This window comes from Clostridioides sp. ZZV15-6598, assembly GCF_020657705.1.
GTDB lineage: Bacteria > Bacillota > Clostridia > Peptostreptococcales > Peptostreptococcaceae > Clostridioides > Clostridioides difficile_F.
Map to the genome: position 1 here is coordinate 1 of NZ_JAGWCS010000087.1, position 16,355 is coordinate 16,355.

Here is a 16,355-nt window from a genome sequence, read left to right on the forward strand (position 1 = left end):
ACATAAAAAATATAGGAAAACAAATGCATCATGTATTTATTATCCTATATTAAATATTATAATATATCAATTTTTTATTGATTATAAAGTTCAAAAATATAAAATTAATATAGTCATAATAAGATAAAAATATCATATATCTCTAAAAAATTATAACATCATATTTGTCTACATAGAAAGAAAAACATACAAAGAATACATATTTAGTACTCCTTGTATGTTTTTATCCTACACATTTATTTTACTTTAGTTTTTAAATTTGCTAATCTTTCCTCAACAGATTTAATCATTTCTTCAAATTTTTCTTTTTTAGCTTTTTCTTCTTCTATTAAGCTTTCAGGTGCTTTTGCTAAAAATCCTTGATTTGCAAGTTTTCCATTAACTCTCTTTATTTCTCCATCTAACTTTTTCATTTCTTTAGATAGCCTTTCGATTTCTTTTTCAAAGTCAACTAACTCATTAAGAGGTATGAATATTTCAACACCATCAATAACTACACCAACTGCATCCGCTGGTACATTTGATTTATCTTTTGCTATCTCAACAGTTGAAGCAGATGCTAAAGTTATAAAATAATCCTTACCAAGTTCAATAGTTTCTATCTTATCTTCACTTGGTACTATTATTAATTTAGCTTTCTTAGAAGGTGGTACATTCATTTCTGCTCTCACATTTCTTATACTTCTTATACCTTCCATTAGTAAATTCATCATTTCTTCTTCTTCAGCCATATTATCTTCTTCATTATATTTTGGCCACTCAGATACTATTATACAACCTTCAACAGTAGGAAGATGAGTATATATTTCCTCTGTTATAAACGGCATATATGGATGTAATAATTTTAATATTTTTTCAAGTACATAAGTTAATGTATATAAAGCAGCAGATTTAGCATCTGTATCTTCTCCATATAATCTAGGTTTAACCATTTCAATATACCAGTCACAATATTCTGACCAAGTAAAATCATATATCTTTTGTAATGCTATCCCTAAATCAAATTTATCCATGTTATTAGTAGCTTCTTTTACAATATTATTGGCTCTTGATATTATCCATTTGTCAGCTAGAGTTAAATTATCTTTTACATTTTCTCTACTTATATTCTTAATTATATCCTCATCAACATTCATAAATACAAATCTTGATGCATTCCACAATTTATTAGCAAAGTTTCTAGCAAATTCTACTCTTTCCATATAGAATCTCATATCATTTCCTGGGGAATTTCCAGTTGTTAATGTAAATCTTAGTGCATCAGCTCCATATTGCTCGATTATTTCTAATGGGTCAATACCATTTCCTAAAGATTTACTCATTTTTCTACCTTGAGAATCTCTTACTAAACCATGAACTAATACATGGTCAAATGGCTTTTCATTCATACAGAACATACCTGCAAATGCCATTCTAACTACCCAGAAGAATATTATATCGTATCCTGTAACAAGTACACTTGTTGGGTAATAATAATCTAATGCATCTGTCTTATTTGGCCATCCTAGGGTAGAGAAAGGCCATAATGCAGAACTAAACCAAGTATCTAGTGCGTCTTCATCTTGTTTAAAATGAGTGCTTCCACATTTAGGACATTTATCTGGCATTTTTTTAGCAACTACTATTTCTCCACACTCTTGGCAATAGTAAGCTGGTATTTGATGACCCCACCATAATTGTCTCGATATACACCAATCTCTTATATTCTCTAACCATTGTAAATAAGTTTTATCAAATTTGTCTGGAACAAATTCTAATTCTCCTTTTTTAAGAATATCTATAGCTGGTTTTGCAAGTTCTTTCATCTTAACAAACCATTGCTCTGATAATCTAGGCTCAATTACTGTATGGCATCTATAACAAGTTCCTACATTGTGATTATGTTCTTTTATCTTGATTAGATATCCTTGTTCTTTTAAGTCTGCTATGATGGCTTTTCTACACTCAAATCTATCCATACCTTCATATTTTCCACAAACTTCGTTCATAGTTCCATCTTCATTCATTGTATTTAATTGCTCAAGATTATGTCTTAGACCTACTTCAAAGTCGTTAGGGTCATGAGCTGGAGTCATCTTAACCGCACCAGTTCCAAACTCTAAATCTACATAACTATCTGCAACTATTGGAAGTTCTCTTCCTACTAATGGAAGTATTGCTGTTTTTCCTATTAAGTGTTTGTATCTATCATCTTCTGGATTTACAGCTATACCAGTGTCCCCTATCATTGTTTCAGGTCTAGTAGTAGCTATTTCCAAGAAGTCTTCACTGTCTTTTAATGGATATTTTATATGATAAAAGTTTCCATCTTGCTCTTCATGCTCAACTTCTGCATCTGATAAAGTAGTTTTACAGTCTGGACACCAGTTTATTATTCTATTTCCTCTGTATATATGCCCTTTTTCATATAGGTTTACAAAGAACTCTATAACTGCTTCATTGCAACCTTCATCCATAGTAAATCTTTCTTTATCCCAATCACAAGAATCGCCTAATTGTTTAAGCTGATTAACTATTTTTCCTCCAAATTCGTCTCTCCATGCCCAAGCTCTCTTCAAAAATTCTTCTCTTCCTATTTCGTATTTAGTCTTACCTTCTTCTTTTTTTATTCTTTCAACAACTTTAACCTCAGTTGCTATAGAAGCATGGTCAGTTCCTGGAAGCCAAAAAGCTTCATATCCATCCATACGTTTCCATCTAATAAGTATATCTTGAAGAGTATGGTCAAGCGCATGTCCCATATGCAATTGACCTGTTATGTTTGGAGGTGGCATCATTATTGTAAATGGTTTTTTATCTGGGTTTGGTTTAGATTTAAAATACCCTTCATCCATCCATTTTTTATATAGCCTAGCCTCAAAATCCTTAGGATTATAAGTTTTTGATAAATTCGTATTTTCCATTGTATTGCCTCCTATATTTTTATAAATAAATTTTTAAAATATTTTGGGGAATAAAAAAGAGCCTTTCATCCTCTTTTAAAAGGACGAAAAGCTCGCGTTACCACCTTAATTCCAAAGTTTAAAAATTCATCAACATACAATTAAACTAATAGTTAATGACAATCTTAATAACTTTGACTCTCAAAGAATTTAACGATTCTAACCGTCTAAACTTACTAATAGTTCAGTTTAGAAACTCCAAAGCTACATTCAGTAAACCTTATACTTAGAAAATCTTACAGCCAGTGAATTTTCCTCTCTTTTAGTAGAATTTACTTACTCCTCTTCTTCTTAGTCTTTAATATTATATATTATTATATACAAATATTATTCTCTTTGTCAATTATTTTTATTTTATTTTTTCTGAATTTTCTTAATTATTATTTTTTATATTCTATCCTAATTATTATAATATATACTATATTTTTTCAAATTTTTTGTTTTATATAGTCAATAATTACTCTATTACTTTATTGATATTTATGCTAATATTTTATCAATTTTATGCTACCTTAACTTTATATGCTATTTTCCTATATGACATTTTGACTATAACATTTTAAATGTAATCAAGTTATGTATTGTATTTTTTAAATGCTTTATTGTATTTTATATTTTTTAAAATTTACTATAGGTTTTCTTGCCAGAAATTTTTAGGCATAACATTCTCTGTGATTGGCAATATAGTATATCCCCTCTCTTTTAAAATTCTTATCATATTATTTAAAGCATTTACACTTTGTTCTTTTTCATGAATTAATACTACTAATTCATCTCTTTTTCTTCCATAATATAAGATATTACTAACTATTTGACTTGTTGACGATTTCCAGTCTTGCGTATCTAAATTCCAATCCCAAATTAGGTAATCACTTGCCATAAGCTTATCGTATGAACCTTCTGGCATATATGGCTTACTTCCATATGGTAACCTTATTAATTTTGAGCTTTGACCAGTTATGTCTTGTAGCGTTTTATTACATGTGTCAAATTCTCCAACTGTTATTTCTGGACTCTTATACAACTTATGTATATCATGACTTACACTATGAAATCCTATTGAATTTTTTTCTTCTAAGACTCTCTTCACCTCTTCTTTGTGGTTTTTCATATTTTGATTAAGCATAAAAAATGTCGCTTTGACATCATTTTCTTTTAAAATATCTAACAGTGCATTTGTATATTTTGATGGTCCATCATCTATTGTTATGTACGCAACTTTTTCAGATGTAGCTCCTGGTCCTTTCCTCTCTTCTTGAGATGTCTTATATATAATTTCTCCTAAAGTGTTATTTTGAGAAAGTAATTCTAGTGTAGTTTTATCTTTCGTATTGAGATTTTCAACTGGAACATTGTTAATTTTTTCTTCTAATAATGTCCCAGTTAAAATTAAAACAGCTACAAGAAATACACGTATAATTACATGAAAAACAGTTTTATTATCTTTAATTTTCATCCCCCATATCTCCCTTTTATAAAAACATAAATTCAAACTTAAGAAAATTATTTTTTATATTTATTGTCCTTCTTATTACTTTTTATGTCTCTACTAAATATTTTCTTTACTTGTTCTTCTTCTTTTTCTCCCAATGATTCTACTCTCTTTATTCCCATAGAAGTTAAAAATTGTAGTACATTTAAATTATCAAATGGTGTTTCCATATTTGTACTTTCACTGTATTCATCGACATTCTTAGTTCCTTCTTCTACACTTAAAATACGCTTAGGACCTCCCACACAACCTCCTACGCAACCCATTCCTTCTATGAAAGTAGCTTCTATCTCTTTATTTAAAACTTTCTTTAGACCATCCATACATTCTTTTGTTCCCTCAAATGCTTTTTCTTTAAACTTTATATTTTTATCAATTCTTCTAACCGATAATTTAACAGCTTTACTTACACCCCCTGTTCTAGCATAAACTCTACCTGAAAGAGATGCTTCTACTCTATTACTTTCATCCATTACTGCTGGATTTAGTTCTAATGCATCAAATATTTCCTGCAATTCTTTAAATGTAAGTACAAAATCAACTGCATCCTTTATATCTTCCAACATTGCCTCTTTCTTCTTTGCCATGCAAGGACCTATAAATACAACTTTAGCCTCTGGATTTAAAATCTTTACAGCTCTACCACAAGCAATCATAGGTGACACAGATGGTGATACCTTATCTAATATTTGAGGAAAACTATTTTGTATTAAGCTAACCCAAATAGGACAACAACAACTAGTTATAAAGCATCCTTCTTCATCATTTTTCATATGCTCATAATAGTCATATGCTTCTTTTGCAGTAAGCATATCTGCTGCCAAAGCAACTTCTATCATATCTTCAAATCCTATCTTTTTTAATGCAGTTCTTAACTTACCAGGACTTACATCTTTTCCAAATTGCCCTACAAAAGCTGGTGCGACTATTGCATATACAGGACTCTTTATATCTTTTAATAGCTTTATCATTGGTATAAATTCTATCTTGTCTGATATTGCACCCAGTTTACATCTTGACACACAATCACCACAGGCACTACATGTATCTTCCTCATTACAATTAATATGCTTATTTCTTATCTTGCATGACTCATCTTCTTTATTATTTTCATCACAATATTTACAAGCATCTGATATTATAGATATTATTGGTCTTTTCACTTCATCTAAATTTACAGCTTCGTGCAATGCATCTTTTAGGTTTTTATCTGTATCTCCAGTTACATCTAATCCCATAGTTACCCTGATTAAATTCACCATCGTATCTTTATCAAATTGCTTATCAAAATGACTATCTAAATTTTCTTTTAAGTCCTCGCTTAAAATTTTTTCAGGCAAGTTTTCAATATCTTCTGTATCCTCATTCCATACTGCCTTTACAAGTTCTCCAAAAAGCTTCATTTTGTATCTTTCTAATATTTTAGAATTCCCATTTATAGTATTCATAAAAAATAGTACCTCCGTAAATTAAACTTATATATGTTTAATATTTACAAAGATACTATTTTTTATTTATTATTTATTGACTATTATTGATATGACTTATTTAATTTTTTCAATAATTCTATTTCAAGCATTATTTTCATTAAATGATAGTTGAACACTGGACTTTTTTCTTCATCTACATTCCAATCCAGTTCATCCACACCATATGTTTTCTTAAGGTATTTATATGTATGCTCTTTTAAATAGAGTTTATTTTCTAGTAACTCTATAGATTGCATGTGAAAGTGGATTTCTCTACATATCCTTAAGGCATTTTCTATTTTTTCTATATTGGTTTCACTTAAACTATAGTCTAGCTCATCGATAAGTTTTGAATATATTCCTTCCAATTGTTCTACTTCTTCTTCAAATTTTTCTACATCTAGATTTCCTTTTCTAAGTATTTTTTCTTCAATAAGCAACATCGAAAGTTCTTCTATCTTTTTAAACTCATCTATAACACTAATTAGGTAGTTTGGCCTAGCAACATAATAATTAACGAGTACGCCAAATAAAACTCCTACAGATGTATCTAACACCCTGTGTAAAGAATAGTATACGGGGTCATTGTTTCCCACACCTAGATGTATGGCTAGAAAAGTGACACAGGCAACAACTACTGACTTTATTTTAAACAGATTACATAGATATATTGAACACATTACACCAAGACCACATAAAAATGGGTCTCCTGCTTTGGTGATAGCAAATAAAAATCCTATTATACCACCTAAAATAGTACCTTCTACTCTATTGATTCCTGTCTTTAAAGAACCTTTCACTGTATCCTGAACAGAAATTATACATGCTACTAGAGAATAAAACATATTCTCAACTAAATAATTACCAAGAAGCATACATAAAGTTACACTAATTCCTGTCTTTATAGTCCTCATACCCATCTTTTGAAGTTTCAAAATTCCACCTCCTAAAAAGCACCTTATATAAAATACGCATCCTCATATTTAATATGTTCCTAGTATATCACAATTTTTTAAATTTACCCATTAATCGCATCTTTTTAACAATTACTTTTTAATTTAGACAATAAAAAAAACTGCTATAAAGCAGTTTTTTTATCCTATCTCTACCATTTTACCTTCAATTGCAAAGATTATTTTTTCACATACGTTTGTTATATGGTCTCCAATTCGTTCAAGGTATCTTCCTATAAGTAAAAGTTTTACTCCTTGATCTATCGTATTTGAATTCTCATGCATTATTTTTAAACAATCAATCTGTACTTGCTCATATAAATCATCTACAATGTCATCTTTACTTCCAACATTGTAAGCTATACTTGCATCAAATGATATTAAAGCCTCTCTAGTTTGAGACATCATATTCTTACATTCCTTTGCCATTTTAGGTATATCTATCAATTCTTTTATATAAGCTTCTCCACCTATTTTCAACATTTCTCTAGCTATATTTGCTGCATAGTCTCCAATTCGTTCTAATTCTATTGATATGTTTCCCAAAGAATAAATAAATCTTAAATCTCTCGCCATTGGTTGTTTAAGCACTATTAATTCTATACTTTTATCTCTTATTTCTTCTCTCAATTTATTTATTTCTTCATCATCGTCCACTACTTTTCTTGCACCTTCTAAATCTTTTTCTATCATACAAGTTACAGACTTTTCTATTGCCTCTTCACATTTTTCCATCATAAGTACTGTCTGTTCTTTTAAAGTATCAATGCTTATATCTAAACTGTTATTGACCATTGTCTAACTCCTTTATAGTTATATATTTTAACCGAATCTACCTGTTATATAGTCTTCTGTTCTTTTATCCACAGGAGTAGTAAACATAGTTTTTGTATCACTAAATTCTATAACCTCTCCATTTAGGAAAAAAGCTGTTTCATCTGATATACGAGCAGCTTGTTGCATATTATGTGTAACTATGACTATTGTATAGTCCTTTTTTAAATCTTCTATAAGTTCTTCTACTTTTAATGTTGAAATTGGGTCTAAAGCAGATGTAGGCTCATCCATAAGTATAACTTCTGGTCTCATAGCAATTGCTCTTGCTATACATATACGTTGTTGTTGCCCACCAGATAATCCTAATGCAGATGACTTAAGCCTATCTTTAACTTCCTCCCAAATAGCTGCTCCCTTCAAACTTTCCTCTACTATCTTATCTAATTGCTTTTTATCTCTTAACCCATGTGTACGAGGGCCATATGCAACATTATCATATATACTCATAGGAAACGGATTAGGTTTTTGAAATACCATTCCTACTTTTGTACGAAGGTTTATAACATCATCTGAAGTATATATATCTTCTCCATCAACAGAAATATTCCCTGTAATTGTTACATTTTCTATTAAGTCATTCATTCTATTTAATGTTCTTATAAAAGTAGATTTTCCACATCCAGATGGACCTATTAAAGCAGTAACCTTATTTTCTTTTATATCCATATTTATTTTATTTAGAGCTTGCTTGTCACCATAAAATAAATCCAAATCTTTTACACTCATTTTTATTTTATTTATTAATTCCATCATTCACACCTCTTAAATTTAATAATTAGCCTTATTTAACTTCTTAGCAACAAATCTTGCTAACATATTTAATACTAATACAATTACTATTAAAACAATACCTATACTAGCTGCTGTTGCTATATCTCCACTCTCTTTAGTTAGTAAGTATGAGTGTACAGTTAGTGTTCTTGCACTATCAAATATTCCTCCTGGCATCTTAGCTACAGTACCTGCTGTAAGTAGTATGGCAGCTGATTCTCCAATTATACGACCAACTGACAATATTACTCCTGATAGAATTCCTGGTACTGCACTTGGAAGTACTACTTTATATAAAGTTTGAAATTTAGTAGCTCCTAATGCTAGAGATGACTCTCTATATGATTGAGGAACTGTCTTTAAAGCTTCTTCTGTTGTACGAATTATTACTGGTAATATTATTATTGCAACTGTAAGTGAACCTGCAACTATTGAATATCCCATTTTTAAGGTAACTACAAAGAAGATTCCTCCAAATAATCCATAAACTATAGATGGTATTCCTGACAAACTTTCAGTTGCAAATCTTATAGCTGTAACTGCTTTTCCTTTTTTAGCATATTCTTGTAAATATATAGCTGCTAAGATTCCTATTGGAGTTGCTACAACTATAGAAACCAATACAGTATATAATGTTGTAATTATCATTGGGAATATACCGCCATCACCTGATGCTGAATAATTGTTAAATAAGAAATTAAAATTCATATTTCCGATTCCCTTTATAAATATAAATCCTACTATAACTACTAGTGATGCTATTGTAAATAATGCTGATAGATATACTAATAATTTCAATATATTCTCTCTGAACTTTCTCATCTTAATTTACCGCCTTATTTGAAAGTTTATTTAAAACTAAGTTTAAAATTAATATAAATGTAAACAATACTACTCCAGTTGCAAATAACATTTCTTGATGTGTCCCAAATGCGTATCCCATTTCAAGTGCTATATTAGTTGTAAGTGGTCTTACACTATCTGTTATAGAAGTTGGCATAACTGGTGAATTTCCTGCAACAAGTATTACTGCCATTGTTTCTCCTAAAGCTCTTCCTACACCTAATACTACTGCTGCTAAAACTCCAGACTTTGCTGCTGGTAATACAACTTTAAATATAGTTTCTATTTTTGATGCACCAAGTGCTAATGAACCCTCTTTATATGCTTTTGGTACTGCTCTTATAGCTGTTTCTGATACAGATATTATTGTTGGCAGCATCATTACTGCTAATACTATTATTATTGCTAATAAACTCTGTCCTTTTGGAAGATTAAATATACTTTGTATCATTGGAACTATTACTGCAAGACCAAACACTCCATACAGTACTGAAGGTATCCCTGCTAGAAGTTCAACTGCTGGTGACATTATTTTTGCTAATCTTTTAGGTGCTACTTCTGCTATAAATATAGATGTTAATATTCCAATTGGTACTCCTATTATAAGTGCACCAATTGTAGCAACTATTGATGCTGCTATCATAGATGATATTCCAAACTTATTAGCTGAAGGAACCCAATCCGCACCCGTTAAAAAATCTATAAATGAGTATCCCTCAAATATAAAAGGTCTTAACCCTTTATAAAATACAAATCCTATTATCAAAAGTAAACTTGCAACTGCTACTAAAGCACTTAATAGAAATATATTTTTTGCTACTTTTTCAACTATATATTTTGTCTTATTTCCATTATTTCCATTTTTTTCTAAACCTACTAACCTAGATTTTACTATCATAATATCCTCCCATTAAAATATACCTATTGATTTTCGTTCTGTATTTAAAATTTAAATTTTTATAAGTTCGTCATTATTAAATTTTCTATATTTTTATTCTACTTTTTTTAAGTTAAATCTATATTAGGTTTAAGTTAAACAAGTGTAAAATTATATTCACTTTTTTAACATTAATTTTACTTTTTGTGCTATATTTGACATTTACTTTACAATTTAATGGTATATACTCATATTAAAATAGCAGATATAGGTAATAATACGCTTTATGTGTAATTTATTACTTATATCTACTATTAAGATTTGTTAACTAAATTTAACTTTTATACTACATATACAATTGTTGCTATGATTTATATTTTCTCCTATTGTCTATGTCACTATTATTTTCATCAAATTGTTATGATGCTTGATGCTTACAATAGGTACGAATAGCCAAAAATATAAAAATAGGTATTTCTATCACTGAAAAAAACAGGATAATGTGTGGTGTCCAAAAACTCATGTTTCCTAAATGTAAAAAATTAAACGATGTCATTTGATATAATAAACTATTCTTAAGACCAATTCCCCCTGATGGCAGTAGATATCCAATCCAATTAACACCTATTCCCATGGGAATTAAACAAATAGAAAAAGCAATCAACATAGATGTAAGAGAATCCTTACACTTTGCAGATAAAAATAATGTTAAACTAACCACTGCAAGTATTGAAATTAAACTACCAATAGCTATAAGAATCTGTGCTTGTAGTAAATTTATATTTACTAGGCTAGTAACAGAAAACAACATTTGAAATGAAGTTTTCAAACATTCAGTACCAAAAGCTAAATCAGAAATTGTCAAATGGATAGAAATACATACAACAAACATTACTATAAATATAGAAAATAGAGCTAATATTTTAGTAAATGCTAGACGAATACGTCCATGTTTAGTACAACGAAGGATGCTATCTGATTGTGTCTGATATTCTCCAGAAAAAGTAGATGCAGAAATTGCAACATATATAATTAATAATACAAAAATATAAAATGCTATATAATCAAAAGCATCTTTAGAATAACCTGGGTATATCTCAAATGGAGTGTCTACTTTGCTATAAAGCTCTCGAGCTTGCATCTGTGCATTAGGAGTTTGTTGCTCAATCTTCATAATATCATTTAAGTGAGTTTTGCATTGTTCATAAAAAGAATCTAAATCATTTGTATTTATTTCTGATAGTTCTGTTGAAAATCCTGTTTCTGGATTAGCAAATGCTTCAGGAAGTCTATTCAACAATGGTCGAATTGGTAAAATACTTTTAGAATAAACATCTAGTGGAAAATCCTCACTCCCTACTTTTCCATACTTTTCTTCTGTTGTTTTCCATATATTTAAGGCATCTTTTAATTTTTTTGGTGTTACAACTCCACTACTAATTTCACTGTTATTAGTATAAATTGTTTTTTTATATGCAATAGCATCCAAACCATTCAATTCAACTACTTTGCCATTATCATCTAAATAATTGATGCCCTCATAAGTAACCGGAAGAAAAGCCATTAACACAGATAAAACTAATGCCATCAATAATAAAATCAATGTACGACGTGATTGCAACACTCGTTTGATTTCCAAATAAAAAATACGCATTTACTCCTCCTCCTTACTATAAACAGCTTCTGGAAACAACCATAAATACATATCTTCTAGTCGTGGTTCAACAGCAATAGAGTTATCAATTTTTGACTTTTCTGATAAATAACGAATAGATACTTGATTGTTTTTTTCACTACGCTGATTGATTATACGTAAGTTCATTTCATATTTTGGAATCTCTTTATTTGATATAAGACACTCCCATACCTTACCCTCTACCTTCTTAACCAGTTTATCAGTTGTGTCTACATCAAGAATTTTTCCGCTTTTCATAATAGCATTTTGAGTTGATATATACTCAATATCAGATACAATATGAGTAGAGATTAGGACTATACGATTATGAGAAAATTCTGAAATAAAATTACGAAATCGCACTCGCTCACCAGGGTCAAGTCCTGCTGTCGGCTCATCCATTATAAGGATTTTAGGGTCATTTAACATAGATTGTGCAATTCCCACTCGTCGTTTCATTCCGCCAGATAATTTAATAATCTTTTTGTTTTTTACATCAGATAATGTAAGAATTTCCAACAGATTATTAATTTTTCCTTTTACTTCTCTTGATGGTACATCTTTCAATGCTGCTACATATTCCAAATAATCTTTTACGGAAAAATCCTGAGAGAAACCAAATTCTTGTGGTAAAAACCCTAGTAAATTCCTGTACTCAGCACCCATTGCATGGATATTTTTTCCATTATATAGAATTTTGCCATTGGTAGGTTTCATAATGTCTGTAATGATTCTCATCAAGGTTGTTTTTCCTGCTCCATTCGCTCCCAGAAATCCCCATACACCTGGTGTTAAGGTAAGAGAAACATCATTTACAGCAGTTTTATCCTTAAATTCTTTTGTCAAATGTTCAATTTTTAATTCCATATTTGAAACTCCTCTCTTTATCTACTTATTCTGCAAAAACAAAAGTGCTCTGCTCAGTATTTATTTTACTAAACAAAGACACTCCTAGTTTTAATATTAAATATATAATTCCTTAAGAAAAGCTTAATATTTGATTCATATTTTACTAAGTAGATGTAGGAAGCGATATAGTAAATGTCGTAACTTCATTTTTACTTTGAACAGTAATATCACCACCATGCAAATTTATAATTTCCTTCGCTATAGAAAGACCCAAACCTGTGCCACCCATATCTGACTTTCGAGTCTCATCTAAACGATTGAATTTTTCAAATATAGCAGAAAGTTGCTCTTCTGGAATTGTCTGACCATAATTTCTAAAAGCAATATTTATATTGCTATCTTTATGAACTGCTGAGATGATAATCTCTGTATTCGGATAGCTGTAAGCAACAGCATTTTTTAAAAGATTATTAAACACTCTTGCAAGTTTTCCAGAATCTGCTTCTATTGTTAAATTTTCATTTGCTTTTAGAATAGCTTTATTTCCCTTTTCAGATATTACTGGATAAAATTCCTCCTTTAACTGAAGTAACATATAATATAGGTCTACTTTTTCGCGATTAATTTTGATTTGATTAGAATTATATCGTGTTATTTCAAAAAGTTCATTAATAAGTTTTTCCAAACGTTGTGCTTTGTCAAATGCAATTTCAGTGTATTTAGATTTTTGAGACATATGCATATTAGGTATTTCTTTCAATAAACTCAAATATCCAATAACCGAAGTAAGTGGTGTCCTTATATCATGTGCTAAATACATTACAAGATTATTTTTTTTATTTTCAGCTTCTTTCACAGCTTGTTGACTTAACAAAACAGACATCTTAATTTTATTCATTTGTTGTTCTATTTCCTTTAATGGTTTAGATAATTCCACCAATTCATCATTTTGTTGATAAATAGTATGTGTTGCATCGATAATTTCTCTTAAATAATTCCATGGTTTTTTCCAGTAAAAATTGAAAATAGTGATATATCCAACTATAAAAACTAAAGAAAATAATACATCTTTTCGCAGCTGAAACCACTTGATAAGAGGATTTGAAAAATTTGAAGATGTATAATCAGCTATAAACATTAAAACCAATAGTATAACTGTATATAGAGCTAGCATTGTATATAATTTATATTTTAAATAAGCCTCTGTATTTCTTTCTCTTTTCATAATTTTATATTTGTCTTTCAATTTACTATAAGTAAAATTATTAATCTTTTTCATAATACTACATCCTTTCGTGACAAAAAAATAGGTGTTAAATCTTGTAACCAACACCCCAAATTGTTTTTATGTATTTTGGCTCATCTACAGTATCACCTAATTTTTCACGAAGATGGCGAATATGAACTGTTATCGTATTGTTGCTTTTACTGTAATATTCATCTTTCCAAATAGCATGAAAAATATTTTCTGAATTCACCACATAGCCTTTATTCTTTAATAATATATGTAGAATAGAAAACTCTGTTGGTGTAAGTGAAAGAACTTCGCCATTTAAATGACATTCATATGTCTGGATATTCAATTCCAAGCCTAAAAAAGAAAAAATATGTGAAAACTCATCAACAGACTGCAAATTTCCACTATACCTCTTATATCGTCTAAGCTGTGCCTTTACTCTAGCAACAAGTTCCAAAGGTCGGAAAGGTTTAGTAACATAATCATCAGCACCTAAGGTTAATCCTGTAATCTTATCCGTTTCTTCATCCTTAGCCGTTAACATAATGATTGGGTAAGTATATTTTTCTCGAATTTTTTGGCACAAAGAAAAACCATTTATCCCTGGCAACATAATGTCTAAAACTGCAAGGTCAAATTCGTTTAAGTTAATGCAGTGTAGTGCATCAATGCCAGAATAAAATTTATAAACACTATAGTTTTCATTTGTAAGATAAACTTCTATTAAATCAGCAATATCACGCTCATCATCCACAACTAAAATTTTCCCACTCATAGTCTTTAAGCATCCTTTCTATAGATATTTATGTCTATTATACCAAATAAAATTTTTATATATATGATTTTTTGCATGAGAATTTATTAAGAAATTCTTAATATTATTATTTAACTATTTTCAGTTTTACTATTTAGTATATCCTAATCATAAAAATGGACAATATATGAATTTAGATATACGATTCATTTATCTTTTAAAATATAATTTATAAAATAATAGTTTAGGTAAATATCTTTTTAAATAATAAAAATGACTGTAATTTAACTGACAAAGTCTAGAAAAATAGTCTTTATCAGTTAAATTACAGTCAGCTATTTTATAATAATTTCGTTTAGATATCGTTAATCTTGCACATTTCTAATACTTATTAATGATGTTAATATATTTATTATTCCTTATTAAAATAATATCTTTTCTGTTTTTATGTGATTTTTCATTGATATTCCAACATTTAAAAATTAAATTCCAACTCTTATGTCAGTGAAATGTCAGTAAAATACTTTATCCACATTTTTTATATGAGTTTTCCACAACTTATCCACAATTTTATCCACAATAATAAAAAGGTAGCACCTATTTATATAGGTGCTACCTTTTACTCTATTAATCTTCATCCTGCCAAGTTTTTATCCACTCTCCTATTTCTGTTATTTTTTCTTCAGTTATTTCCTCTTTATTATGTAATTTGGAAATTAATTCTGATAGAGGATTATTATGTAAACCTCCAAAGATTCTTTTTCCTTCCAGTTTTAGATATTCTTTTTCTTTTACTAATACTGTATAGTGTACATGTTTTCCAATTCGCTGAGATATTAAAAAGCCTTTTTTAGTTAATCTTGCTAAAAGTGTAATTGTAGTTGTATGTTTCCAACCATATATTTTTTCTATTTCATCTGCAACATCTTTCGATATTACAGTTTTGTATCCTAAATTCCAAATAAACTTCATCAATTTTAGTTCTGCATCTGGTAATTTTTTATTTAGCATAACTTATTCCTTCTTTCTATATAACATAAAATTATTTCTTTACTATATTTTGCATATTTTTTATAAATCTTTTTAATTTTTCTTCTAGCATATTATTTCTTTTATGTATTGTTGTAAATATTCTTATAAAAAAGTTATTATCTTCACTTATATATCTTTCTTCTTTTCTATCACTTAAATATTCTTTTTTAGTTACTACTACCTCATAATTTGATTTAAAACCTACCCTTTTCTTATTTAATATTTTCATCTTCACTAATCTTTTAAGTAGAATTTCTGTAGTACTTTTCCTCCACTTATACCTTTCCTGCATCGCTAATATTATTTCTTTTTTAGATAGAATAGATTTTTTCCTCCACATATATTCCATCAACATCAATTCCCCTCTATGTAGTTTGTCAATTACCTCTTGTTGCTCCATTTTTATGCCACTTCCTCAAATTCAATCTAGCTTAAATTAATAATAGGAGCTTTTTTATACAAAAACTAGAGGTAAAATTTACCATATATTCTACTCATTTAGTTTGTTTTATATACAAAAAATATTATTCATATCTATAAATTTATTCAATTTTCAAACAATCATGTTGAATAATAACTAATTCTGTTGTATTATTGTAGTTGTAGAATAAAACTAAATCGGCA

At 29.0% G+C, this 16,355-nt stretch carries 14 protein-coding genes and 1 other annotated feature; all 14 genes read right to left on the bottom strand.

The features are described 5' to 3' along the window. Window positions 1–236 precede the first annotated feature (236 nt). Window positions 237–2,903, bottom strand: a complete 2,667-nt coding sequence (locus KGF50_RS14965) for a valine--tRNA ligase (protein ID WP_227848804.1) — start codon at window positions 2,901–2,903, stop codon at window positions 237–239. A gap of 76 nt (window positions 2,904–2,979) precedes the next feature. After that, window positions 2,980–3,244 (bottom strand) — a binding site (T-box leader). A gap of 326 nt (window positions 3,245–3,570) precedes the next feature. Then, window positions 3,571–4,398, bottom strand: a complete 828-nt coding sequence (locus tag KGF50_RS14970; protein ID WP_227848805.1) for a polysaccharide deacetylase family protein — start codon at window positions 4,396–4,398, stop codon at window positions 3,571–3,573. Between the two features lie 47 nt (window positions 4,399–4,445). After that, window positions 4,446–5,882, bottom strand: a complete 1,437-nt coding sequence (locus tag KGF50_RS14975; protein ID WP_227848806.1) for a [Fe-Fe] hydrogenase large subunit C-terminal domain-containing protein — start codon at window positions 5,880–5,882, stop codon at window positions 4,446–4,448. 83 nt (window positions 5,883–5,965) lie between these two features. Beyond that, window positions 5,966–6,838 carry an aromatic acid exporter family protein gene (locus KGF50_RS14980; protein ID WP_227848807.1) on the bottom strand — a complete coding sequence of 291 codons (873 nt, stop codon included), beginning with the start codon at window positions 6,836–6,838 and terminating at the stop codon, window positions 5,966–5,968. 159 nt (window positions 6,839–6,997) lie between these two features. Beyond that, window positions 6,998–7,651, bottom strand: coding sequence for a phosphate signaling complex protein PhoU (phoU, locus tag KGF50_RS14985; RefSeq protein WP_227433691.1), 654 nt, complete (start codon window positions 7,649–7,651; stop codon window positions 6,998–7,000). A gap of 27 nt (window positions 7,652–7,678) precedes the next feature. Further along, window positions 7,679–8,443 (bottom strand): phosphate ABC transporter ATP-binding protein PstB, encoded by a 765-nt coding sequence (gene pstB / locus KGF50_RS14990; protein WP_227828310.1) that lies wholly within the window; start codon window positions 8,441–8,443, stop codon window positions 7,679–7,681. Window positions 8,444–8,461: 18 nt separating this feature from the next. Further along, window positions 8,462–9,286: a phosphate ABC transporter permease PstA gene (gene pstA / locus KGF50_RS14995; protein ID WP_227848808.1), complete on the bottom strand. Its 825-nt coding sequence runs from the start codon at window positions 9,284–9,286 to the stop codon at window positions 8,462–8,464. 1 nt (window position 9,287) lies between these two features. Beyond that, window positions 9,288–10,205, bottom strand: a complete 918-nt coding sequence (gene pstC / locus KGF50_RS15000) for a phosphate ABC transporter permease subunit PstC (RefSeq protein WP_227848809.1) — start codon at window positions 10,203–10,205, stop codon at window positions 9,288–9,290. Between the two features lie 397 nt (window positions 10,206–10,602). Next, window positions 10,603–11,838 (bottom strand): ABC transporter permease, encoded by a 1,236-nt coding sequence (locus KGF50_RS15005; protein WP_227848810.1) that lies wholly within the window; start codon window positions 11,836–11,838, stop codon window positions 10,603–10,605. After that, a complete protein-coding gene (locus KGF50_RS15010; RefSeq protein ID WP_227848811.1) occupies window positions 11,839–12,726 on the bottom strand; it encodes an ABC transporter ATP-binding protein in 888 nt (295 codons plus the stop codon). Window positions 12,727–12,871: 145 nt separating this feature from the next. Next, window positions 12,872–13,987, bottom strand: a complete 1,116-nt coding sequence (locus KGF50_RS15015) for a sensor histidine kinase (protein ID WP_227848812.1) — start codon at window positions 13,985–13,987, stop codon at window positions 12,872–12,874. Window positions 13,988–14,021: 34 nt separating this feature from the next. Next, on the bottom strand, window positions 14,022–14,720 hold the full coding sequence (gene vanR, locus KGF50_RS15020; RefSeq protein ID WP_227848813.1) for a VanR-ABDEGLN family response regulator transcription factor: 699 nt from the start codon (window positions 14,718–14,720) through the stop codon (window positions 14,022–14,024). A gap of 606 nt (window positions 14,721–15,326) precedes the next feature. Continuing rightward, on the bottom strand, window positions 15,327–15,710 hold the full coding sequence (locus tag KGF50_RS15025) for a BlaI/MecI/CopY family transcriptional regulator (RefSeq protein WP_227848814.1): 384 nt from the start codon (window positions 15,708–15,710) through the stop codon (window positions 15,327–15,329). Between the two features lie 31 nt (window positions 15,711–15,741). Continuing rightward, window positions 15,742–16,131 carry a BlaI/MecI/CopY family transcriptional regulator gene (locus KGF50_RS15030; RefSeq protein WP_227848815.1) on the bottom strand — a complete coding sequence of 130 codons (390 nt, stop codon included), beginning with the start codon at window positions 16,129–16,131 and terminating at the stop codon, window positions 15,742–15,744. Window positions 16,132–16,355 lie beyond the last annotated feature (224 nt).